The organism is Phenylobacterium sp. (genome assembly GCF_030646615.1).
Lineage (GTDB): Bacteria > Pseudomonadota > Alphaproteobacteria > Caulobacterales > Caulobacteraceae > Phenylobacterium.
Genome location: NZ_JAUSLG010000064.1, coordinates 1 through 21,798 on the forward strand (window position 1 = coordinate 1; position 21,798 = coordinate 21,798).

25 protein-coding genes, 2 pseudogenes and 1 riboswitch are annotated in these 21,798 nt (G+C 69.1%); of the genes and pseudogenes, 17 read left to right on the forward strand and 10 right to left on the reverse strand.

What is annotated here, in order from left to right:
* The 3 genes and pseudogenes from Q7S93_RS10685 to Q7S93_RS10695 form a co-directional block, all read left to right on the forward strand.
* Positions 1-331, forward strand: a pseudogene (locus tag Q7S93_RS10685) (hypothetical protein); the annotation flags it as partial.
* A gap of 68 nt (positions 332-399) precedes the next feature.
* Complete coding sequence (locus tag Q7S93_RS10690) at positions 400-1,179, forward strand: SDR family NAD(P)-dependent oxidoreductase (RefSeq protein WP_304713879.1); 780 nt, start codon at positions 400-402, stop codon at positions 1,177-1,179.
* A 210-nt stretch (positions 1,180-1,389) separates the two neighbouring features.
* Positions 1,390-2,367 carry an NAD(P)H-dependent flavin oxidoreductase gene (locus tag Q7S93_RS10695; RefSeq protein ID WP_304713880.1) on the forward strand — a complete coding sequence of 326 codons (978 nt, stop codon included), beginning with the start codon at positions 1,390-1,392 and terminating at the stop codon, positions 2,365-2,367.
* A gap of 2 nt (positions 2,368-2,369) precedes the next feature.
* Here the strand turns inward: Q7S93_RS10695 and Q7S93_RS10700 are convergent, their stop codons facing one another.
* Positions 2,370-2,876, reverse strand: coding sequence for a YbjN domain-containing protein (locus tag Q7S93_RS10700; protein ID WP_304713881.1), 507 nt, complete (start codon positions 2,874-2,876; stop codon positions 2,370-2,372).
* Positions 2,877-2,993: 117 nt separating this feature from the next.
* Between Q7S93_RS10700 and Q7S93_RS10705 the strand changes: the two genes are divergently transcribed.
* Both Q7S93_RS10705 and Q7S93_RS10710 read left to right on the forward strand, forming a co-directional pair.
* Positions 2,994-3,431, forward strand: a complete 438-nt coding sequence (locus tag Q7S93_RS10705; protein WP_304713882.1) for a TIGR02301 family protein — start codon at positions 2,994-2,996, stop codon at positions 3,429-3,431.
* Between the two features lie 188 nt (positions 3,432-3,619).
* Positions 3,620-4,558 (forward strand): calcium/sodium antiporter, encoded by a 939-nt coding sequence (locus tag Q7S93_RS10710; RefSeq protein ID WP_304713883.1) that lies wholly within the window; start codon positions 3,620-3,622, stop codon positions 4,556-4,558.
* Between the two features lie 19 nt (positions 4,559-4,577).
* Here Q7S93_RS10710 and rnhA read toward each other — a convergent pair whose 3' ends face one another.
* Positions 4,578-5,024: a ribonuclease HI gene (rnhA, locus tag Q7S93_RS10715; RefSeq protein ID WP_304713884.1), complete on the reverse strand. Its 447-nt coding sequence runs from the start codon at positions 5,022-5,024 to the stop codon at positions 4,578-4,580.
* Complete coding sequence (gene thrB, locus Q7S93_RS10720) at positions 5,021-5,986, reverse strand: homoserine kinase (protein ID WP_304713885.1); 966 nt, start codon at positions 5,984-5,986, stop codon at positions 5,021-5,023. Before thrB ends, rnhA begins: the two co-directional genes overlap by 4 nt.
* A gap of 83 nt (positions 5,987-6,069) precedes the next feature.
* Between thrB and Q7S93_RS10725 the strand changes: the two genes are divergently transcribed.
* On the forward strand, positions 6,070-6,297 hold the full coding sequence (locus Q7S93_RS10725) for a hypothetical protein (protein WP_304713886.1): 228 nt from the start codon (positions 6,070-6,072) through the stop codon (positions 6,295-6,297).
* Positions 6,298-6,306: 9 nt separating this feature from the next.
* The gene (locus tag Q7S93_RS10730) at positions 6,307-6,693 is read left to right on the forward strand and encodes a type II toxin-antitoxin system death-on-curing family toxin (RefSeq protein WP_304713887.1); all 387 of its coding nucleotides are present in this window, start codon (positions 6,307-6,309) and stop codon (positions 6,691-6,693) included.
* Between the two features lie 42 nt (positions 6,694-6,735).
* Here the strand turns inward: Q7S93_RS10730 and ispH are convergent, their stop codons facing one another.
* Positions 6,736-7,710, reverse strand: a complete 975-nt coding sequence (gene ispH / locus Q7S93_RS10735) for a 4-hydroxy-3-methylbut-2-enyl diphosphate reductase (protein ID WP_304713888.1) — start codon at positions 7,708-7,710, stop codon at positions 6,736-6,738.
* Positions 7,711-7,828: 118 nt separating this feature from the next.
* Between ispH and Q7S93_RS10740 the strand changes: the two genes are divergently transcribed.
* From Q7S93_RS10740 to Q7S93_RS10785, 10 genes are all read left to right on the forward strand, one after another.
* Positions 7,829-8,512, forward strand: a complete 684-nt coding sequence (locus Q7S93_RS10740) for a Tat pathway signal sequence domain protein (protein WP_304713889.1) — start codon at positions 7,829-7,831, stop codon at positions 8,510-8,512.
* On the forward strand, positions 8,509-10,308 hold the full coding sequence (locus Q7S93_RS10745; protein ID WP_304713890.1) for an arginine--tRNA ligase: 1,800 nt from the start codon (positions 8,509-8,511) through the stop codon (positions 10,306-10,308). The genes Q7S93_RS10740 and Q7S93_RS10745 overlap by 4 nt, the downstream gene beginning before the upstream one ends.
* 29 nt (positions 10,309-10,337) lie before the next feature.
* Positions 10,338-10,673, forward strand: a complete 336-nt coding sequence (locus Q7S93_RS10750; RefSeq protein ID WP_304713891.1) for a YnfA family protein — start codon at positions 10,338-10,340, stop codon at positions 10,671-10,673.
* Positions 10,674-10,712: 39 nt separating this feature from the next.
* Positions 10,713-11,072 carry an ArsR/SmtB family transcription factor gene (locus Q7S93_RS10755; protein WP_304713892.1) on the forward strand — a complete coding sequence of 120 codons (360 nt, stop codon included), beginning with the start codon at positions 10,713-10,715 and terminating at the stop codon, positions 11,070-11,072.
* A complete protein-coding gene (locus Q7S93_RS10760) occupies positions 11,069-11,533 on the forward strand; it encodes an ArsI/CadI family heavy metal resistance metalloenzyme (RefSeq protein WP_304713893.1) in 465 nt (154 codons plus the stop codon). The genes Q7S93_RS10755 and Q7S93_RS10760 overlap by 4 nt, the downstream gene beginning before the upstream one ends.
* Before the next feature lie 136 nt (positions 11,534-11,669).
* Positions 11,670-11,763, forward strand: a riboswitch (glycine riboswitch).
* Between the two features lie 168 nt (positions 11,764-11,931).
* Positions 11,932-13,041, forward strand: coding sequence for a glycine cleavage system aminomethyltransferase GcvT (gcvT, locus tag Q7S93_RS10765; RefSeq protein ID WP_304713895.1), 1,110 nt, complete (start codon positions 11,932-11,934; stop codon positions 13,039-13,041).
* 16 nt (positions 13,042-13,057) lie between these two features.
* The gene (gene gcvH, locus Q7S93_RS10770; RefSeq protein WP_300579269.1) at positions 13,058-13,423 is read left to right on the forward strand and encodes a glycine cleavage system protein GcvH; all 366 of its coding nucleotides are present in this window, start codon (positions 13,058-13,060) and stop codon (positions 13,421-13,423) included.
* Between the two features lie 5 nt (positions 13,424-13,428).
* Complete coding sequence (gene gcvPA, locus Q7S93_RS10775; protein WP_304713897.1) at positions 13,429-14,772, forward strand: aminomethyl-transferring glycine dehydrogenase subunit GcvPA; 1,344 nt, start codon at positions 13,429-13,431, stop codon at positions 14,770-14,772.
* Positions 14,772-16,352, forward strand: a complete 1,581-nt coding sequence (gcvPB, locus tag Q7S93_RS10780) for an aminomethyl-transferring glycine dehydrogenase subunit GcvPB (protein WP_304713898.1) — start codon at positions 14,772-14,774, stop codon at positions 16,350-16,352. Before gcvPA ends, gcvPB begins: the two co-directional genes overlap by 1 nt.
* Positions 16,353-16,482: 130 nt before the next feature.
* Positions 16,483-16,905: a hypothetical protein gene (locus Q7S93_RS10785; protein WP_304713899.1), complete on the forward strand. Its 423-nt coding sequence runs from the start codon at positions 16,483-16,485 to the stop codon at positions 16,903-16,905.
* Here Q7S93_RS10785 and Q7S93_RS10790 read toward each other — a convergent pair.
* The 6 genes and pseudogenes from Q7S93_RS10790 to Q7S93_RS10815 form a co-directional block, all read right to left on the reverse strand.
* Entirely contained in the window at positions 16,892-17,383 is a 492-nt protein-coding gene (locus tag Q7S93_RS10790) for a F0F1 ATP synthase subunit B (protein ID WP_304713900.1), read from the reverse strand. The two genes, Q7S93_RS10785 and Q7S93_RS10790, sit on opposite strands and share 14 nt — an antisense overlap.
* 11 nt (positions 17,384-17,394) lie before the next feature.
* Entirely contained in the window at positions 17,395-17,994 is a 600-nt protein-coding gene (locus Q7S93_RS10795; RefSeq protein ID WP_304713901.1) for a F0F1 ATP synthase subunit B family protein, read from the reverse strand.
* Positions 17,995-18,111: 117 nt separating this feature from the next.
* The gene (locus tag Q7S93_RS10800; RefSeq protein ID WP_300579263.1) at positions 18,112-18,339 is read right to left on the reverse strand and encodes a F0F1 ATP synthase subunit C; all 228 of its coding nucleotides are present in this window, start codon (positions 18,337-18,339) and stop codon (positions 18,112-18,114) included.
* Between the two features lie 58 nt (positions 18,340-18,397).
* Positions 18,398-19,150, reverse strand: coding sequence for a F0F1 ATP synthase subunit A (locus Q7S93_RS10805; RefSeq protein ID WP_304713902.1), 753 nt, complete (start codon positions 19,148-19,150; stop codon positions 18,398-18,400).
* 3 nt (positions 19,151-19,153) lie between these two features.
* On the reverse strand, positions 19,154-19,555 hold the full coding sequence (locus Q7S93_RS10810; protein ID WP_304713903.1) for an AtpZ/AtpI family protein: 402 nt from the start codon (positions 19,553-19,555) through the stop codon (positions 19,154-19,156).
* Between the two features lie 169 nt (positions 19,556-19,724).
* Positions 19,725-21,798: pseudogene (locus tag Q7S93_RS10815) on the reverse strand (chromosome segregation protein SMC); the annotation flags it as partial.

The window sequence follows — 21,798 nt, forward strand, 5'->3', positions numbered from 1 at the left end:
CAGCATGGTGGCGCGGCTGGAGGCGGCGCTGCGCAAGGATCCCAACATCCAGGCGACGGTCGCCCAGGCGAGCGCGGCGGCCGGCGCGGGCGGCCGGGCGCTTCACCTGTGGGACGGCCAGTGGGTGCAGAGCCCGGGCCAGGCCGGCCGGGGTCTGGCCGGGGTGCGCCAGGCTATCGCCGTCGAGGTGGCCTTCGCCCCGGAGGCCTGCCGCCGCGACGCCGTCTCTGGCCACGTGGTCCTGAGCCTCGCCGACGGGGCCAGCGCGCCGCGCATCGCCCTGGGCGCCGGCCAATGGCGCTGGTCCGACCTGCTGGAGGCGCGGCAGTAAGGCTTGACCTGTCGCCTGGTCCCGCCTCTCTTCAGGCCCAACAAACGTTTGAAAATGAGGAGGACGCCGTGGCCTACAAACCCTTTGACCTGACCGGAAAGGTGGCCCTGGTCACCGGCGGCAATGGCGGCATCGGTTTTGGCATGGTCGAGGCCATGGCCCAGGCCGGCGCCGACATCGTCATCTGGGGCTCAAACCCCGACAAGAACCGGGCGGCGGAAGAGAAGCTAAAGCCCACCGGCGTGCGGGTGCTGACCCAGGTGGTCAATGTGGCCGACGAAACCGCGGTGGCGCAGGGCATGGAAGCCGCCGTGGCGAAGATGGGCGCGGTCCACACCGTGGTGGCCAATGCGGGCATTGGCGGCGGCGCCAAGTCGTTCTCGGAGTTCCCCACCGAGACCTATCGCAAGGTGCTGTCGGTCAATCTCGACGGGGTGTTCTTCACCTTCCGCGAGGCCTGCAAGCACATGGTCGCCCGGGGCGGCGATGGCCAGGGCGGGTCGCTGGTGGCGATCTCGTCGCTGTCGGCCCTGGACGGGGCGGCGCGCAACCAGGCCTATGCGGCCACCAAGGGCGCCCTGATTCCCATGGTCCGGGCCATCGCCGTCGAGCATGCGCGATACGGCGTGCGGGCCAATGTCATCCTGCCCGGATGGATCGCCACCGACATGACCGCCGGCGCCCAGGACAATGACAAGTTCAATGAGAACGTCATCAAGCGGGTGCCCATGCGCCGCTGGGGCGAGCCGGCCGATTTCGGCGGCATGGCGGTCTATCTGGCCTCGGACGCCTCACGCTTCCACACCGGAGACTCCTTCCTGATCGACGGCGGCTACGGCGTCTTCTGATCCCGATCCTTGCGCCGCAGGCGCAACAGTTTCGACCACGAAGCCCACAAAGGACACGAAGGGACCGAAGGGGCTGCGAGTCCTTCGTGTTCTTCGTGCTCTTCGTGGTTCAAGATTCGGGCTTCGCCCCCTGACGCAGGGTCAGTGTTTCCGGCTGCGGCCGTCGGCGCCATGGTGGGTTCAAACAATGACACCACGGGAGACGACGCCATGACCCTGCATACGCCGCTGTGCGACCTGCTGGAGATCCAGCACCCGATCATGCAGGCCGGCATGGGCGGGGTAGCCTATGCCGAGCTGGTGGCCGCCGTCTGCGAGGCCGGCGGCTATGGGGTGCTGGGCATGGCCGGCCGCTCGCCGGACTTCATCCGCGAGGAGATGCGCAAGGTCCGCAAGCTCACCGACAGGCCCTTCGGCGTGGATCTGCTGGCCGCCTCGCCCGAGAGCCTCACCGCCTCGGTGGAGATCATCATCGACGAGGGGGCTTCCTCGTTCATCGCCGGCCTCGGCGTGCCGATGCCGATCATGGAGAAACTGAAGGCCGCAGGCCTCAAGGTCATGGTGGTCTGTGGGGCGGTGAAGCACGCGGTCAAGGCCGAGCAGGCCGGCTGCGACGCGGTCATCTGCCAGGGCGGGGAGGGCGGCGGCCATACGGGCCTGGTCGGCACCCTGCCGCTGGTGGCCCAAGCTGTTGAGGCCGTGAAGATCCCGGTGGTGGCGGCCGGCGGCATTTCCGATGGGCGCGGCCTGGCCGCGGCCCTGGCCCTGGGCGCGCAAGGGGTCTGGATCGGCACCCGGTTCATCGCGTCGACCGAGGCCCATGCCGGCCAGGCCTATCGCGAGGCGGTGGTGGCCGCCGACGACGTCGATACGGTCCGCACCCGCTGCTATTCGGGCAAGCCCATGCGGGTGATGAAGAACCCCTATGTCGAGGACTGGGAGACCCGGCCCCAGGACATTCAGCCCTTCCCCATGCAGGCCATGCATTCGTCCAAGGCCGGCGTGATGGGCGGCATCGGCGGCCAGGTCGAGGGACTCGACCCCGACCGCTCGTGCTTCGCCATGGGCCAGTCGGCCGGCGGCGTCCACGACATCAAGCCGGCGGCCCAGATCGTCGCCGAGATGGTCGCCGAGGCCGAGGCCGCCATCGACCGGATGGCCAGGCTCCGCAGTCGCGTCCCGGCCTGAGCCTAGTCCTGGGCCGCGCCCAGGAAGCCGTCGGGATCGTTGGCCAGGCCTGCGAAGGCGCCCAGGCAGCGCTGCCACACGGCCACCTGATCGCGCAGATCGCCCTCGGTCTGGCTGTCGGCCAGCAGAAGTCCGTAGCGGACATTGACCTGGTCGCCGCGCATCACCGTGCGGCAGAGGATGTCGCGGCTGTTGAAGCTGTTGAGGTGGTCCAGGGTCATGGCGCGCTTGTCCACGCTGGCCGTAAAGCCCAGCGCCCGGCAGGCCCGGCCCGCCTGGTCGCAGCCGATGAACTCGGCGCCGAAGATCCCCCCGGGCGTCACCACGTTCAGGCGCACCTGGCCGGCCTCCCGGCCCTCCATCTCGCCCCGGGCGCCCATCCCCGCCAGGACGGCGATCAGGGTGCTGGGGTCGCGGGCCGGCGCGGTGGTCTGGGCCTCGCCGGGACCTGCTACGAATCCCACCATGAGGCTGATGGCCAGGGCCTGGCCGAACGTCGTCGCACGCATGATCGCTCCCCCGAATGGTCAGCCTATCGGCTAGCAGAAGCCTGGCCGCTGCGCGAGGGTTCGCCCCTCAGGGGCGCACCCGTGACAACCGGCGAGGGAAGGCCCAGATTGGGTGTCATGCGGGCTGCAGCGCTTCTCATCCTTGGCGGACTTCTGGCCCTGGCGAGCCCCGCCCTGGCCCAGGAGCGGACGCCCGCCCAACGGCAGACCCTGGTGGATATCGCCTATGTGCTGGGCGAGAGCCACGCCCTGCGGCAGGTCTGCGAAGGCGCCTATGACCAGTACTGGCGCGACCGGATGATCGGGGTGACCGACACCGAGCAGCCCGATGCGGCGCTCGACCGCCGGATGAAGGAAGCCTTCAATTCCGGCTTCGCCGCCCGCCGCACCGAATATCCCCAATGCACCCGGGCCAGCCGGATCACTGAGGCCGCCGTGGCGCGCCGGGGCCAGAACCTCGCCAGCCAGATGGGCCGCGTCGCCCACCGGCTCGATCCCCGGGAAGCCGAGGCCCGGCGGCAGGCGCTCGACCTCGCGCCGCCGGTCTCGCCCTAGGGGACGCCTCGCCCTAGGGGACGTCTTGACAGAGGGGGACGCCTCGACGATCTGGCACGGCCCCATGGCGGACGCCAGGCGCCGGTTTCTCGCGGAACATTGGGCCTTCCCATTCGCTCTTTCCGCGACCCATAGGAGCGGCCCTTGCCTAACTGCGACCCCTTGCTGAGCCGATCGGCGCCCCCCAGGTGATCGTCTCCCTCCTGATCATCGGCGGCCTCGTCTTCCTGGCGTTCGGCGGCGAGATCCTGGTCCGCGGGGCGGTGGGCTCGGCCCGGGTCCTGGGGGTTTCGCCCCTGTTGAGCGGCCTCGTGCTGGTGGGCTTCGGCACCTCGACGCCAGAGCTGGTCACCAGCCTGATCGCGGCGATGCGCAACGCCCCGGACATCGCCGTGGGCAATGTGGTCGGCTCCAACATCGCCAACATCCTGCTCATCCTCGGGCTCACCGCGGCCATCACGCCGATCTATGTCCGGCCGCAGGCGATCGGCCGGGACATGATCGCGCTCGGCGCCTCGTCGGTGGTCTGCCTGCTGGCGGTGGTGGCGGGCTTCATCGACCGCTGGTTCGGTCTCTTCCTCCTCGCCTTGCTCGGGGTCTATCTGGTGGTGACCTATCTTCGGGAGCGGAGCCACATGGCGGGCGGGGCCACTCGCCCCCCCGTCGATCGCGACTGGAAGCGCCTGGGCCGGTTCGCCCTGATGACGGCGGCGGGCATCGCCCTGACGGTGGTCGGCGCGCGTCTGCTGGTCAGCGGGGCCATCGAGCTGGCCGAAGGCCTTGGCATGCCGCAGCGGGTGATCGGCCTGACCATAGTGGCGGTGGGCACCTCCCTGCCTGAGCTGGTGGCCTGCGTCGTCGCCGCCCTGCGCCGCCATGCCGACGTGGCCCTGGGCAATGTCATCGGCTCGAACATCTACAACGTCTTCGGCATTCTCGGGATCACGGCGGCGGTGTCGCCGATCCGCATCCCGCCGGAGATCGGCAATCTCGATATCTGGGTCCTGCTGGCCGCCACGGGGCTGCTGGCCCTGCTGCTGCGCACGGGCGGCGGCCTGAAACGCCTGGAGGGCGCCGGATTCCTGCTGGCCTATGTGGCCTATATCGGTTTCCTGCTGCTGGCCTGAGCAGGGCGCGGAGTTCTGATCAGGCCAGGGCCTGGGCGTCCTTCAGACCTTTGCGGGCCAGGGCGTCGGCCCGTTCGTTCAGCACGTGGCCGGCATGGCCCTTCACCCACCGCCAGTCCACCTGGTGGCGCAGCCGCGCCTCGTCCAGGCGCTTCCAGAGGTCGGCGTTCTTGACCGGCGCCTTGGCCGCGGTCTTCCAGCCCCGGGCCTTCCAGCCGGGCAGCCACTCGGTGATGCCCTTCATCACATACTGGCTGTCGGTGTGCAGTTCGACGCGGCAGGGACGGTTCAGAGTCTCCAGCGCCTGGATGGCGGCCATCATCTCCATGCGGTTGTTGGTGGTCGCCGGCTCGCCGCCGCTGATCTCCTTCTCCCGCTCCCCGAAGATGAGGACAGCCCCCCAGCCGCCCGGGCCGGGATTGCCGCTGCAGGCGCCGTCGGTGAACACCGTGACCTGCGGCGTCACGGGCGGTCCCCGAACAGGACGAGGTCGGCAGCGCTGCGGTGTACCGCCAGCTTGCGCTCATACTCCAGAGGGTCCTTCGGGCGCACCAGGGCGCCGGCCGGCGTCGCCCCCCAGTCGTTCAGGCGGGTCAGGAAGAAGCGCATGGCCGCCCCATGGGCCAGGATCGGCAGGGCGTTCCGCTCGGCGTCGCTCAAGGGTCTATGGGTCTCGTAGCCCGCCACCAGGGCCCGGGCGCTGGTGATGTTGAAGCTGCCGTCGGCCTCAAAGCACCAGGCGTTCAGGGCCACGGCGATGTCATAGGCCAGCGCATCGACACAGGCGAAATAGAAGTCGATGGCCGCCGCGAACTGTTCGCCCTGGAAGAAGACGTTGTCGGGGAAATAGTCCGCGTGGATGACGCCCTGCGGCAGGCCTGCGGGCCAATGGGCCGTCAGCCGTTCCAGGTCGGCGTCGATGGTGGCGGCGAGGCCGGGCTTCAGATCCTCGGCCGCATCCTTCAGGCCGGCGAACAGGGGCGCCCAGGCTTCCTGGCCCAGATCATTGGCCCGGCGCATGGGAAAGCCCTCGGCCGCCAGGTGCAGGCGGGCTAGGCCCTCGCCGGCCTCGCGGCAATGGCGGGCGGTGGGACGGCGCACCGACAGGCCCGGCATGAAGCCGACAATGGCGGCGGGCTTGCCTCGCACCGTCTGGATCAGCTCCCCGTCGCGGCCGGCCATGGGCGTGGCGCAAGGATAGTCGTGGTCGGCCAGCCAATGCATGAGGCCGAGGAAGAAGGGCAGGTCGTCAGGCCGCACCCGGCGCTCATAGATGGTCAGGATGAAGCGGCCGCGGTCGGTCTCCAGCAGGAAGTTGGAGTTCTCCACCCCTTCGGCGATGCCCTTGAAGGTCTGCGCCTGCCCCAGGTCATAGCGGGCGAGCAGCTCGGCGAGCTCTTCATCGGAGATGTCAGTATAGACGGCCATGGCCGCGGGCATGGGGGAGGCCGCAGGCGCGGTCAAGACGTGGTGTTGGGCCTGTGGTAGTTTCGATGGGCAGGAGAACGAATATGGTCGCGCTCAAGGTGACAAAGGTCGGCGAAGACCTCGCGGTGGTGCTCACCGAGGAACTCCGCATCGCCCTCGGTGTGGCTGAGGGCGGCACGCTCTACGCCGAGACCAGCGACGCCGGCGAAGTGACCCTGGCTGGCCGTGACATGTCCTTTGAAGCTCGCCGCGCCCGAGGCCGCGTGTTCATTACACGCTACAAGAAAACAATCGACGCCCTGGCCAAGTAGATCGCCGGGATGGAGCCCTTCTGGCTGGATCGGGAGCTGATCCTGGCCCTCTACGACGATATCGTAGACGCATCTGGCGGCGTGCGCGGTGTGCGCGACGAAGGCCTTCTTGCCTCGGCTCTCAGCCGACCCGTCAACCGATTTCACTATGAAGCCTGTCAGGACCTGATTGAGCTGGCCGCGACCTATGCCGTGGCGATCTCTGGCAATCATCCGTTCATCGATGGCAACAAGCGGGTCGCCTTTGTGGCGATGGGCCAGTTCCTTGAGGATAACGGGCTTGTTCTAGTGGCGGACGACAATGACGCTACGGCCATGATGTTCGCCCTGGCCAGCGGCGCCGCCGACATCGAAGCCCTTGTGGCGTGGCTCAGGCGGGGCGTGGTGTTCGAATGAGGCCCCGGCCCGTGGGTCCATTCTGGAGGTCGATCTCCAACATCATGCGTCGGCTTCGCTCAACACCCGGGGTAGCTTGAAGGTCACCGCCTCGCGGGCGGCCTCTTCCATCTCGATGGTCAGGTCAAAGCGCTCGGCCAGCTTGTCGATCACGCCTTGCACCAGGTCCTCGGGCGCCGAGGCGCCGGCGGTGACGCCGACGGTCTGCGCGCCCTCCAGCCAGGCGAAGTCCAGGGCGCTGGCGTCGTCGATCAGGTGCGCCCGGCAGCCGGCGCGGGCGCCCACCTCGGCCAGGCGCACCGAGTTGGAGGAATTGGCCGAGCCGATCACCAGCAGCACGTCAGCCCGGGCCGAGACCGACTTCACCGCCTCCTGGCGGTTGGTGGTGGCGTAGCAGATGTCCTCCTTGTGGGGGGCGGCCATTTGCGGGAATCGGGCGCGCAGGGCGTCGACAATGCCCGCCGTATCGTCCACCGAAAGCGTCGTCTGGGTGGCGAAGGCGAGGTTGGCGGGATCCTTCGGCGTAAAGACCATCGCGTCCTCAACCGTCTCGATCAGGGTGACGACCCCGTCGGGCAGCTGGCCCATGGTGCCGATCACCTCGGGATGGCCGGCATGGCCGATCAGCACGATCTCCTTGCCGGCCTCATAGTGGCGCTGGGCCTCCACATGGACCTTGGAGACCAGCGGGCAGGTGGCGTCCAGATAGAGCATCTGTCGCCGGCCGGCCTCGGCCGGGACGGACTTGGGCACGCCATGGGCGGAAAACACCACCGGACGGTCGTTCGGGCACTCGTCCAGCTCCTCGACGAAGACGGCGCCCAGGTTCCGCAGCCGATCGACCACGTGGCGGTTATGGACGATCTCGTGGCGCACATAGACCGGCGCGCCATACTTCTCGATGGCCCGCTCGACGATCTGGATCGCCCGGTCCACGCCGGCGCAGAACCCCCGGGGGGCGGCCAGGAGGACGGTCAGGGGCGCTCGCACGGTGAGGGCGTCGGGGACAAGGCTCATGGTCGGCAAGTTAGGGGTTTGCCGCCCGCGCCGCCAGCCGCGTTGCGGCCTCAATCGAGAACCATTAGTACAGGCCTTGCATGCGCGGGGCCCCCGCGCCGACAATTCTGGACGTCTGATGCGCCGTTACCTGCTTGCCGCTCTCACCCTGGCGCTCGCCGCCACGTCCTTCCCGGCGGAGAGCGTGGCTCAGTCGCGAAGCCAAACCCCGGAGGGCCGCTCCGAGCAGGCCAGCGACCGTCGCCAGCGCCAGACCGAGTGGGGCGACCGCCAGGCGCCGCTGCCGCAGCTGCGCAACGCCGGCCCATGCCCCTATGTGAAGGTGCTCTATGACGCCGGGCGCTATGTGGAGTTCGCCGGCGGCCAGGAGGCTTCGGCCGCCGTGGGCTATTCCGGCGAGATCCAGGGGATTTCGTCCGGCTGTTCCTATGAGGACGAGGAGCCGATCTCGGTGGTGATGGAGCTCCTGTTCGAGCTCGGCCGCGGCCCCACCGCCCAGGGCTCGCAGAAGACCTATCGCTACTGGGTCGCGGTGACCAAGCGCAATGACGCGGTCATCGCCAAGGAGTATTTCGATCTGCCGGTCACCTTCAGCCCCGGTCAGGATCGCACCTATGTGCGCCAGATGGTCGAAGGCATCGTCATCCCTCGCGCGCAGCTGACCACCAGCGGGGCGAATTTCGAGGTCCTGGTGGGCTTTGACGTGACGCCGGAGATGGCTGCGTTCAACCGGGAGGGGAAGCGCTTCCGTATCGACGTCGGGACCGACGTGGCCGCCGGGACCGCGCAAACCAACCCATGACCGACCTCAAGAGGGGCCTGGGGGAGGCGGTTTCGGCCGCCTTCGCCGCTGCGGGTCTGCCGGCCGAGCTCGGCCGCGTGACGCCGTCCGACCGGCCCGACCTGGCCGATTTCCAATGCAATGGCGCTTTGGCTGCGGCCAAGCAGGCCCGCCGCGATCCGCGAGAGATCGCAGTCGGGGTGGTGGCCGAACTGGCCAAGGATCCCCGTCTGGCCTCAGTGGAGATTGCGGGACTCGGCTTCATCAATATGCGGGTCGCCCCCGAAGCCCTGGCGGTCCGGGCCAACGAACTGGCCGGCGATCCACGCCTGGGCGCGGTCCTGGTCGAGGCCCCGCGGCGGGTGCTGGTGGACTATGGCGGTCCCAATGTGGCCAAGCCCATGCATGTGGGCCACCTGCGCTCGTCCATCATCGGCGAGGCGATCAAGCGGCTCTACCGGTTCCGCGGCGACGAGGTGGTCGGTGACGCCCACTTCGGCGACTGGGGCTACCAGATGGGCCTGCTCATCGGCGCGGTCTGTGACGAGGACGCCTTCGTCGCCAGGCTGGTCGAGCAGGTCAATGCGCGCGCCGCGCCGCTGACGGCCGAAGACGAGGCCCAGGCCTTCGCGGCTCTGGACGAGCGGGTCAGCCTGGCCGATCTCGACCGCCTCTATCCGATGGCGGCGGCCAAGGGGAAGGAAGATCCCGACTATCGCGATCGGGCCCGCAAGCTGACCGCCGAACTGCAGGCGCATAACCGTGGCTATCATCTGCTGTGGCGCCACTTCGCCCGGGTGACCCAGGTGGCCCTGGCCCGCGACTTCCACGCCATCGGCGTCGACTTCGACCTCTGGAAGGGGGAGAGCGACGCCGATCCCCTGATCCCGGACATGGTCCAGGATCTGGAGGCCAAGGGGCTGCTGGTCGAGGATCAGGGCGCCCGGATCATCCGGGTGGGCCGCCAGGGGGACAAGCGCGAGCTGCCGCCCCTGCTGGTGGTGTCGTCCGAGGGCTCGGCCATGTATGGCACCACGGACCTCGCCACCATCCTCGACCGCAAGCAGAGCTTTGATCCCCACCACGTCCTCTATGTGGTCGATCAGCGCCAGGCCGACCATTTCGAGATCGTCTTCCGGGCGGCCTATCTGGCCGGCTATGCCGAGGATGGCAGCCTCGAGCATATCGGCTTCGGCACCATGAACGGGACCGACGGCAAGCCCTTCAAGACCCGCGAAGGCGGCGTGCTGAAGCTGCACGACCTGATCGAGATGACCCGCGACAAGGCCCGCGAGCGTCTGAAGGAGGCCGATCTCGGCGCCGGCCTCGATCCCGAGGCCTTCGAGGCCACCGCCCACAAGGTCGCGGTGGCGGCCCTGAAGTTCGCTGACCTGCAGAACTTCCGCGGCACCTCCTATGTGTTCGACCTCGATCGCTTCACCAGCTTCGAGGGCAAGACCGGCCCCTATCTGCTCTATCAGGCGGTGCGGGTGAAATCGGTGCTGCGCAAGGCCGCCGACGAAGGCGTGGAGGGCGGCGAGATCCAGGTGGCCGAGCCGGCCGAGCGCGAGCTTGTCCTGCTGCTCGACGCCTTCGACCAGGCCCTGGCCGAAGCCTATGAGCGCAAGGCGCCCAACTTCATCGCCGATCATGCCTACAAGCTGGCCCAGGCCTTTTCGCGCTTCTACGCGGCCTGTCCGATCCTGATCGCCGAGCCGCCGGTGAAGGCCTCTCGCCTGTCCCTGGCCAAGGTCACCCTGCAGCAGCTTGAGCTGACCCTGGACCTCCTGGGTATCGAGACCCCCGAACGCATGTAGGGTCTCCGCCCAGCAGGGGCGGAGGGCGCATGAGGTTCTGGCTGTTGACCTATGTGGGCGCGGCGATCGCCGAGATCGCCGGCTGCTTCGCCTTCTGGGCCTGGTTGCGCCAGGGCCAGAGCATTCTCTGGCTCATCCCCGGCATGGCCTGCCTGGCCCTGTTCGCCTGGCTGCTCACCCTGGTCGACGCGGAACATGCCGGCCGGACCTACGCCGCCTATGGGGGGATCTATATCGCCTCGGCCCTGGCCTGGCTGTGGGCGGTGGAGGGGGTTCGGCCTGACCGCTGGGACCTGATCGGCGTCTGCATCTGCCTGATCGGCGCGGGCGTCATCCTGTTTGGGCCGCGATCCCCCATCACCTGACCCTTGACGTCGCTTCATCATTTCCATAATTATGGAAGTATGGAAATCGATACCGCCCTTACGCGCCTGTCCGCCCTGGCCCAGCACGGCCGGCTGGAGGTCTTTCGTCTGCTGGTCAAGGCCGGCGACGCAGGCCTTCCGGCCGGCGATCTGGCGAGGGCGGCGGGCGTCGCCCCCAATACGCTCTCGGCCCAGCTGACCATCCTGACCCATGCGGGTCTGGCCAGGTCCCGCCGGGATGGGCGCTCGATCATCTACAGCGCCGACTATGACGGCATGGGGGACCTGCTCCTCTACCTGATGCAGGACTGCTGCCAGGGCCGGCGTGAAGTCTGCGATCCCGTTGCGGCGGCCGCCGCCCAATCCTGTTGCGATCAGAAGGAAGGAATGCCCGCATGAAGCGTCTGCATGTGCACGTTTCGGTCGAGGACCTGGACCGCTCCACCAAATTCTACGCCACCCTGTTCGGCGCCCAGCCCACCGTGGTGAAGGACGACTACGCCAAGTGGCAGCTGGACGATCCCAGGGTGAACTTCGCCATCTCCACCCACGGCGGGCGCGTCGGCGTCGACCATCTGGGCATCCAGGTGGACGAGGGCGCCGAACTGGCCGTGCTGGCAGACCGGCTCAAGGCCGCCGGCGAGACCACCTTCGACCAGGAGGCGGCCACCTGCTGCTACGCCCGGTCGGACAAGTCCTGGGTCAGCGATCCGTCGGGCCTGCGCTGGGAGACCTTCCACACCTTCGGCGAGGCGACCACCTATGGCGAGGATGACGTCCCGGCCATGGCGGCGCCGGCCGCCGCCGCCTGCTGCGGCGCAGAGCCCAAGGCGCAAGAGGCCGCCCCGGCCTGCTGCTGAACAGTCCTGAGCCCCGCCTGAGCGCCCGTCCGTCGCCCGGGCGGGCGCAACGGCGCATAAGTGGGCGCGGCGATGAGCCATGCCGCCGTGCAAACTTTGCGCGTTGACTCCCGACAGGTGATCGCGGAGTTTCCGGAAACTCCTCGCGGGAGAGACCGGGTCCGTAAGGCCCCGGCGCCGAAGGCGCAACCGCCCCGGAAACGCTCAGGCAAACGGACCGCGAAGAGCTGATGAACGCTGGAAAGCAGCCCGCCGAAAGGTAGGGCTCGCCGAAGGAGCAATGGGCGCGGGCTCGCTTGTCCGCCTCTAAATCTCTCAGGCTCAGGGACAGCGGGGGCGCGTGTCGAGACTGGGCGACCAAGGCCCCGGCGCGTCGCATCATCAGCCGGAGACTCGCCGTGTCGGACGAAACGCTTAAACTGACGCCCCTCTACGCCGCCCATCTCGAGGCCGGCGCCCGGATGGTCCCCTTCGCCGGCTATTCCATGCCGGTGCAATACAAGGATGGGGTGCTCAAGGAGCACCTCTGGACCCGCGAGAATGCGGGCCTGTTCGACGTCTCCCATATGGGCCAGGCCCGCCTGCGCGGCGTCTCCCCCCTGTCGGCCTTCGAAGAGGTGACGCCGGGCGACTTCATCGGTCTGAAGCCCGGCAAGCAGCGCTACTCGGTCCTTCTGAACAAGAAGGGCGGCATCATCGACGACCTGATGGCCGGCCGGCCCGATGACGACGGCCTGTTCGTGGTGGTCAACGGGGCCTGCAAGGAAAACGACTTCAAGGTCATCGACGATGAACTGGCCGGCCAGGTGCGAATCGATCGCCTGGAGGACCGGGCGCTGATGGCCCTGCAGGGACCGAAAGCTGCCGAGGTGCTGGCCATTCATGCGCCGGACGCCGCAAAACTGGCCTTCATGGAAACCGCGTCGATCGCAGCCTTTGGCGTCGACGCCATCGTCTCGCGCTCGGGCTATACCGGCGAGGACGGCTACGAGATCTCCGTGCCGGGCGAGGCGGCCTTGCGCATCTGGAACATCCTGTTGGCTGATGAGCGGGTCCGACCCATCGGCCTGGGGGCCCGTGACAGCCTGCGCCTGGAGGCCGGGCTTCCGCTCTATGGCCATGATCTGGACGAGACGGTCTCGCCCATCGAGGCGGGGCTTGGCTTTGCGGTGTCCAAGAAGCGTCGTGACGCCCGAGACTTCCCCGGCGCCAGCCGCATCGCCGCCGAACTGGCCGGTGAGGTGACCCGCAAGGCCGTCGGCCTGAAGGTCGAAGGCGCGCCAGCCCGGGAAGGCGCCGAGATCGCCGACGCCGACGGCAAGGTCGTCGGCGTGGTCACCTCCGGCGGCTTTGCGCCGAGCCTCGGCTATCCCATCGCCCTGGGATTCGTGCCGCCGTCCCTGGCCGCCGTCGGGACCGAGCTGAAGGTCATCGTGCGAGGCAAGGCCCAGGCCGCCCAGGTGGTCGCCACCCCGTTCGTCCCCCATCGCTATGTGCGCAAGGTTTAGAGAAGGAATGTCGGTCATGCGCTTCACCAAGGATCACGAATGGGTCGCCCTCGACGGGGACGTGGCCACCATCGGGATCACCGCCTACGCCGCCGAGCAGCTGGGCGACGTGGTCTTCGTCGAGACCCCTGAGGTCGGCAAGACGGTCAGCGCTGGCGAAGGCCTGGCCGTGGTCGAGAGCGTCAAGGCGGCTTCCGACGTCTACGCGCCCCTTTCCGGCGAGGTGGTCGAGGCCAACGCCGCCCTGGCCGATGCGCCGGAAACCGTCAACCAGGCGCCCGAAGCCGGCGGCTGGTTCGCCAAGGTCAAGATCGCCGATCCGTCGGCCTATGAGGCGCTGATGGACCGCGCCGCCTACGACGCCTTCCTGGAGAGCCTGTAAGCCCCATGCGTTACCTGCCGCTCACGCCCGACGACCGCGCCCAGATGCTGGGGGTGATCGGCGCTGCGACCATTGATGACCTGTTCGCCGACGTGCCGGCGGCTGCGCGCAAGTCCGAAACCTTCGACCTGCCCGACCATGCGGGCGAGCTGGAGGTGGAGCGTGAGCTGGTGGGCCTGGCGGCCCTGAACCGCGCGGCCGGGGCCGGGCCGTTCTTCTGCGGCGCCGGCGCCTATCGCCACCACGTGCCGGCCACCGTGGACCACATCATCCAGCGCTCGGAATTCCTGACCAGCTATACGCCCTACCAGCCCGAGATCGCCCAGGGCACCCTGCAGGTCCTGTTCGAATTCCAGACCCAGGTTGCGGCCCTGACCGGTCTCGATGTGGCCAACGCCTCGATGTACGACGGCTCCACGGCCTGCGCCGAGGCGGTGATGATGGCCAGGCGCGTGACCCGCCGGAAGAAGGCCATCCTCTCGGGCGGCCTGCATCCGCACTATGCCGCCACCACCCAGACCATCGCCCATGCCGAGGGCATGGACATTGTCCGCCAGACCGTGGCCGTCGACGCGGAGGCCGCGGTGGTGGACGCCATCGACGCTGAGACCGCCTGCGTCGTCGTCCAGACCCCGAACGTCTTTGGCGTCGCCACCGACGTCACCGCCATCGCCGAAGCCGCCCACAAGGCCGGCGCGCTGCTGATCGTGGTGACCACCGAGGCGGTGTCCTACGGCCTGCTCAAGTCCCCTGGCGAGATGGGCGCCGACATCGCCGTGGCCGAGGGCCAGTCGATCGGCAACGCCCTGAACTTTGGCGGCCCCTATATCGGTTTGTTCGCCTGCCGTGAGAAACTGGTCCGGCAGATGCCCGGCCGCCTGTGCGGCGAGACCGTGGACGCCGAGGGCCGTCGGGGCTTCGTGCTCACCCTGTCCACCCGCGAGCAGCATATCCGCCGGGAAAAGGCGACCTCCAACATCTGCACCAATTCGGGGCTCTGCGCGCTGGCCTTCACCATCCATCTGACCCTGCTGGGGGAGGTGGGCCTGCGCCAGCTGGCGGCCATCAACCACGCCAAGACCCGGCGCCTGGCCCAGGCGCTCGGCGCCATTGCGGGCGTCGAGGTGCTGACAAAGCGGTTCTTCAACGAGATCGCCGTGCGGCTGCCCGGCGACGCCGCGGCCATGGTCGGGGGGCTGCTGGATGACGGCGTCGTCGCCGGCGTGCCCTTCTCGCGCCTGGACCCCCATGCGGGGCTGGACGACGTCCTGCTCTGCGCCGCCACCGAAATGACCCTGGACGAGGATATCGACGCCTTCGCCCAGGCCCTGGCCCGGAGGATTGGCTGATGACCATGCAGAATGTCGGCCGGCCCACCCGGCCCGAAGACGTGCAGCCCCTGGCGCCGGCCTTCGCCTCGCTGACCGGCGGCCGCGGCCTGCTGCAGGATGAGGCGCTGATCTTCGAGCGCGATGGCTGGACCAAGACCGGCGTCGATCTGCCGGCGGCCGACCTCGACGGCTCCGACCTGGGCGACCTGGCCCGCGCGGCGCCGATCGGCCTGCCGGGCCTCTCGGAGCCGGAGGCCATGCGCCACTATGTGCGCCTGTCCCAGAAGAACCACGCCATCGACCTGGCCCTCTATCCCCTGGGCTCGTGCACCATGAAGCACAATCCGCGCCTGAACGAGAAGATGGCGCGGCTGGCCGGGTTCGCCGACCTGCATCCCATGGCGCCCCTGCCCACGGTCCAGGGGGCGCTCGCCCTGATGGATCGCCTGTCGCACTGGCTGAAGACCCTGACCGGCATGCCGGCGGTGGCCCTGTCGCCCAAGGCCGGCGCCCATGGGGAGCTTTGCGGCCTGCTGGCCATCCGTGCGGCTCACGAGGCCCGGGGCGATCCCCGCCGTCGGGTGCTGGTGCCCACCTCGGCCCACGGGACCAATCCGGCCACGGCGGCCTTCGTCGGCTATTCGGTCACCGAGATCGCCCAGACCGACGACGGCCGGGTGGACCTGGCGGACCTGGCCGCCAAGCTCGGCCCCGATGTGGCGGCCATCATGGTCACCAATCCCAACACCTGCGGCCTGTTCGAGCGCGACATCATCGAGATCGCCCGGCTGACCCATGAGGCCGGGGCCTACTTCTATTGCGATGGCGCCAACTTCAACGCCATCGTCGGCCGGGTCCGTCCCGGCGACCTGGGCGTCGACGCCATGCACATCAACCTGCACAAGACCTTCTCCACCCCCCACGGGGGCGGCGGGCCCGGCGCGGGCCCGGTGGTGCTGTCCGAAGCGCTTGCGCCCTTTGCGCCGGCGCCCTGGGTGGTCCATGGGGCGAACGGCCTGACCCTGGTTGAGGAAGCCGTGGAGGAGGCCGCCCAGGCCTTTGGCCGCATGAGCGCCTTCCACGGCCAGATGGGCATGTTCGTGCGCGCCTACGCCTATATGCGCAGCCACGGCGCCGACGGCCTGCGGCAGGTGGCCGAGGACGCCGTGCTCAACGCCAACTATGTGAAGGCCAGGCTCTCCGGCGTCATGACACCGGCCTTCCCCGAGGGGCCGTGCATGCATGAGGCCCTGTTCGACGATTCCTGGCTGGAGGGGACCGGCGTGACCACGTTGGACTTCGCCAAGGCGATGATCGACGAGGGCTTCCACCCCATGACCATGTACTTCCCGCTGGTGGTGCATGGGGCCATGCTGATCGAGCCCACCGAGACGGAGTCCAAGCAGGAGCTCGACCGCTTCTGCGACGCCCTGGTGGCGCTCGCCCAGGCGGCCAAGGCTGGCGATGTGGACCGCTTCAAGGGGGCGCCCTACCTCGCGCCCATGCGCCGGCTGGACGAGACCCTGGCCGCCCGCAAGCCCCGCCTCACCTGGAAACCGGAGTCAGGTGTGGCGCCGGCGCCGCTCGCCGCAGAATAGCAACCCAAAGGCCCAGAAAGCGGCCGGCTGTCGCCTTACTTTCAGCCTCGGGCGGCACATATGAGGAAAGCGCGCGGGGGCCCCGCCTCCCCGAACGGGCCTGACCGCGCGCGATCCCAGGTTTGCTAGCGTGTCTCTCGCCCTCTCCGCGCGGCCTCATGGCCACACCTCCGCCCCTGGCCGCTTCGGCCAGCTGCTGCGCCGCTTGCTGCGGCTTGGGCTGGTGGGGCTGGGCGGGTTGATCGTCCTGGCGGGCGTGCTGATCGCGCCGCTGCCGGGGCCCATGGGCCTGCCGGTGGCGGCCGTGGGCCTGATGATTATCCTGCGGAATTCCTACAAGGCGCGTAAGGCGTTTGTGCGCCTGCGCCGCGCTCATCCCAAGACCCTGCACCCCTTCCGCCGCCTGTTGCGGCGCAAGCCCGAGGTGGCGCCAGTGGTCTGGCAGATGATGCTGAGAACTGAGCGCCTGATTGTCCCGCGGGGCTACCGGGTGGCGGTCCGCAGCCGGCGTCTGTTTCGACGCCGGCGCAGAGCCTCGACTATTGTAGCTTAGAGGCCATCTGGCCGATCGCCCGGTCCACCAGGGGATCGGTGGTGGCCGCAGCCAAACGGGCTGAGAGGACGCTGCGGGCGGCCTCGGCGGCCATGTCGGCGGCGGCGGCCTTCACGTCGGCCATGGCCTGGGCCTCGGCGTTGGCGATCTTGCGTTCGGCCATCTCGGTGCGGCGGACGATCTGCTCTTCCAGCTTCACGGCCGCATCCTTGCGCATGCGCTCGGAGTCTTCCTTGGCCTGGGCCATCATGTCCGCGGCCAGGCGTTCGGTCTCTTCCCGCTGAGCCTTGATCTCGGTCAGCAGGCGCTCGGCCTCGGCCCGCAGGCGCTGGGCCTCATCGAGCTCGGCCTGGATCCGCTCGGCGCGGGCGTCCAGGGCCTTGGCCATGGCCGCGGGCACCTTCAGATAGATCAGCAGCCCGAAGAAGATCAGGACGGCGACCAGAACCCAGAATTCGGGAGTTATGAAAAAGGACATCTGGTCTCTCCTCAGGCGGCGTTACGCGCGATGGCCGCATCGACCTCGGCGCGGGACGGCGCCTGGCCGCTCAGCTTCTCGACGATGGCCTCGGCGGTTTCGGCCGCCACGGTGCGGACATTGGCCATGGCCCGGTCGCGACCGGCCGCAATGGCGGCGTCAGCCTCAGCCAGGCGGACATTGAGCTTGGCTTCTTCGGCGGCGTTGCGGCTGTCGGCCTCGGCCTTGGCGGCGGCCTTGGCTTCGGCGGCGGTCTTCTGCGCCCGGGCGCGCGCCTGGTCCAGTTCAGCCGCAGCTTCCGCCGACTGGCGCTCGGCCTCGTCGCGGGCGCCACGGGCGTCGGCGAGGTCGCCCTCGATCTTCGCCGCCCGCGCCTCGATGGCGCCGCCCACCCGGGGCAGGAACAGCTTGGACAGAATGACGTAGAGAATGACGAAAACGATCAGCAGCCAGAAGATCTGGCCGGGCCAGTAGCCGAACTCGAACTGGGGCAGACCCGACGAGCCGTGCTCGGCGGCTTCCGTGCTTTCGTGCAGATCGTGGCTCAGCGTGGTCGGCGGGGTCTCGACGAGGGCGCCGCCGGGCTCGAGCTCTGGTGAAGTCTGGGCCATCAAGGCGCTCCGTTGAGTCTGCGCAGGTCCGTGCGGTGGACGAGCAACCCGAAAGGCGGGTCATGCGAAAGGCGGGCCGTGCGACAGCCCGCCCCCCCACGCACGGATAGTCTCGCCTTAGGCGGCGAACAGGATCAGCAGCGCGACCACGAAGGCGAAGATGCCAAGGGCTTCGGTCAGCGCCATGCCCAGGAAGAGCATCGGACGCTCGCCGGCCGAGGCCGACGGGTTGCGCAGGGCGCCGTTGAGGTATTGGCCGAACATGGTGCCGAGGCCGATACCGGCGCCGATCATGCCCAACATCGCCAGGCCAGCGCCGACGTATTTAGCAGCAAGGGGATCCATCGAGAGTGCTCCGTTTAAGCGATGGGGTCGGGAAACGGGGGTGAGGAGTCGGTCGTGATCAGTGGCTATGCAGGTTCACGACGTCGTTCAGATAGACGCAGGCCAGCACGGCGAAGACGAACGCCTGCAGGAACGCGACCATGAACTCAAGGGCGGTGATGGCCACGGTGCCGGTCAGGGTGACCAGGGCGCCGACAATCCCCAGCGCGCCCAGCGCGCCGAGCGAGACCACGAAGCCGCCGAAGACCTTCAGCACCACGTGGCCGCCCACCATGTTGCCGAACAGTCGAAGGGCGAGCGTCACCGGGCGGACCAGGAAGGAGATGATCTCGATCACCACTACCAGGGGAAGGACGAAGAAGGGCACGCCCGACGGCACGAAGAGCTTGAAGAAGCCCAGGCCGTTGCGGGCGAAGCCCACGGCGATGACCACTGCGATCACCAGGACGCCCAGGGTGGCGGTCACCGCCAGCTGCGAGGTCGAGGTGAAGAAATAGGGGACCATGCCCAGCAGGTTCATGGCCAGGATGAAGGCGAACAGGGTGAAGACGAAGGGGAAGTACCGCTTGCCCTCGTGACCGATGATCGAGTCCGTGAGGTTGTGGATCAGCTCATAGAGCATCTCGCCGACCGACTGCAGCCGGCCCGGCACCACGGCGGCCTTGGCCGAGGCCGCGGCGAAGAACAGGGTGACGCTGGCCGCAGCGATGATCATCCACAGGGCCGAATTGGTGATCGAGAGATCGAAGCCCGCAACAGGCGGAAGCTCGAGAACCTGCTGGATCTCGAACTGATGCATCGGATCAGCCACGCCTCAGTCCCTCTTGTTCTGGCCAGGCCCCGCGGGCCAGCCGTCGTCGTCATCTTCATCGTCGTCGAAGGGGACCGATGAAACCGGTCCGGCCTTCGCCGCCGCCTGCGCGCTCATGCGTCCCGCGGATCGCGAGATCAAGAACATCGCCAGGGCGGTACCCACAAGCACGCCCAGGAGCAAGCCCCAGGGCGAGGTTCCGGCCCATTGATCGAAGAGCCAGCCTAGGCCGAGCCCCCCAAGAACACCCCCGATCAGTTCGGCCACCAACTTGTAGCCGGAGCCGATTGCGCTCGTGTCGAACTTCCCCTTCTGGTCACGGGCCGCCCGTTGGGCGTTGACCGCGTCCAGTTGTGCGTCGAGGCGTTTCAGCGCCTCATCGTGCGGATCGTTCGACTGCGACATGAGCGGATGACGCCTTCCCCGGGCGCGGGCGGCCTGCCGGCGCCCCTGGTTCGATCGCGGCGGAACCTAAAGGGGCGGAGGTACAGCGTCAAGGCGCTGGCGCCCCAGTCTAATTGTTTGATTTCTCTTGCCTATCGACCTAGGCGCCGCGATTCGGCGTCCAGGGCGCCTATTCCGCAGCCAGGGCCTCGGCCTGACGGAGGTCCACCGACACCAATTGCGACACCCCGCGCTCGGCCATGGTGACCCCAAACAGCCGGTCCATGCGGGCCATGGTCACCGGATTGTGGGTGATGGTGATGAACCGCGTCTCGGTGCGGCGGCGCATCTCGTCGAGCATGTTGCAGAAGCGGTCCACATTGGCGTCGTCCAGCGGCGCGTCCACCTCGTCCAGCACGCAGATCGGGGCCGGATTGGCCAGGAAGACCGCGAAGATCAGGGCCGCCGCCGTGAGGGCCTGCTCGCCGCCGCTCATCAGGCTCATGGTCGCCATGCGCTTGCCGGGCGGGCAGGCGTAGATTTCCAGGCCTGCCTCCAGGGGATCGTCGGATTCCACCAGGCGCAGCTCGGCCTGCCCGCCTTCGAACAGGGTCTCGAACAGGGTCTTGAAGTGGGCGTTGATCACCTCGAAGGCCGCCAGCAAGCGCTCTCGACCCTCGCCGTTCAGCTCGTCGATCCCCTGGCGCAGGCGGGCGATGGCGCCGGTCAGGTCGGCCCGCTCGGTCTGCATCGTCTCGAGGCGGGCGGCGCTCTCGCGGGCCTCGTCCTCGGCCCGAAGGTTCACCGCGCCGATGGAGTCCCGCTGGCGCTCCAGATTGTAGAGGTGAGATTCCATGCCGCCGGCGTCAGCGGGAATGGCGACGGCCTCGTCGGCCAGCAGGCGGGCCAGCTCCGCCGGCTCCACCCGGGCGGTTTCGCGGATCTGCTCGGTGATTTCCGTCAGCCGCTGGACGGCGGCGTCCCGGTGAGCGTCCAGGGCGGCGCGGGCTTCCCTGGCCTGGGCGGCGGCGGCGTCGGCGGCGCGCAGGGCCCGTTCCGCATCTGAACGGGTCGATTCGGCGGCCAGCATGGCGTCCCTGGCCTGGGCGCGCCGGGTTTCGGCGGCGGTGAAGGCGTCCAGCAGGGCGATGCGGCGGGAGTCCAGCGCCTTGGGCGCCTCCCGGGCGGCGTCCAGGGCCTGCAGGCTGCGGGCCCGGTCGGCCTCCAGCGTCTCCAGGCGCCGGCCGGCGGTGTCGGCCCGGCGCGCCCACACGTCGCGCTCCTTGATCAGGGCGGCCAGGCGCCGGGCGCGGCCCTCCCGGTCGCGGGTCTCCACATCCAGCGCCGAGCGGGCGGCGGCGGCGGCTTCCCGGGCCGGGCCAGCGGCGGCGCGGGCCCTGGCCAGGGCGGCGGCCAGGTCGCCATCGGCGCTGGCCACGCTCACCTCGGCGAGCACGGCGGCATGGTGAGTCTGAGCCTCGGTCAATTCGGCTTCGAGACGGCCGATCATGTCGTCGAGGGACTGGGCCTGGGCCTCGCGGCGGGCGCCCTCCCGCTCGAGGCGCTCAAGGCCTGAGCGCGCCTGGCCCAGGCGCTGTTCGCAGGCGGGAGGCTCCCGCCGGGCGGCCTTCTGAGCGGCATCGGCCTCGACCAGCGCCTGGCGCGCGGCGGCCAGGGCCTCCCGCGCCGTCTGGGCGGCCGGGGCCAGGGCCTCGATCTCGGCCTCCACCTCGGCCAGGCGGGTCTTCTGCTCCAGGCGGACGGCCGCCGGCTTCTTGGCCTCGGCCCGGGCGACAAAGCCATCCCAGCGCCACAGGTCGCCCTCGCGGGACACCAGGCGGCAGCCCGGCGCGATCTGTCGGGCCAGGGCCTCGCCGGCCTCCTGGGCCACCAGGGCCACATAGGCCAGGCGGGCGGCCAGCTGCGGCGGGGCCTTCACGTGATCGCTCAAGGGTGTGGCGCCGGTCGGCCAGACCGGCGGCCTGGCCTCAGCCCCGCCCCAGTGGGCCGGGGCCTTGGGATCGAGGGCGGCTTCCAGGTCATCGCCCAGGGCCGCGGCCAGGGCCATCTCATAGCCCCGCTCCGGCGCGACGGCGTCCAGGGCAGGCGCAAAGCCGCCGCGCAGCTGGGGAGCGACGATCTGGGCGAGGGCGCGGGCCTCGGCAGTGTGCCGGGCGATCACCTCGTCCTGTTTGCGGGCGGCCTCGCGGGCCTGCGCCTCGGCGCCCGCGGCGCGGGCCTGGGCCGCCTCGGCGGTCTCCAGC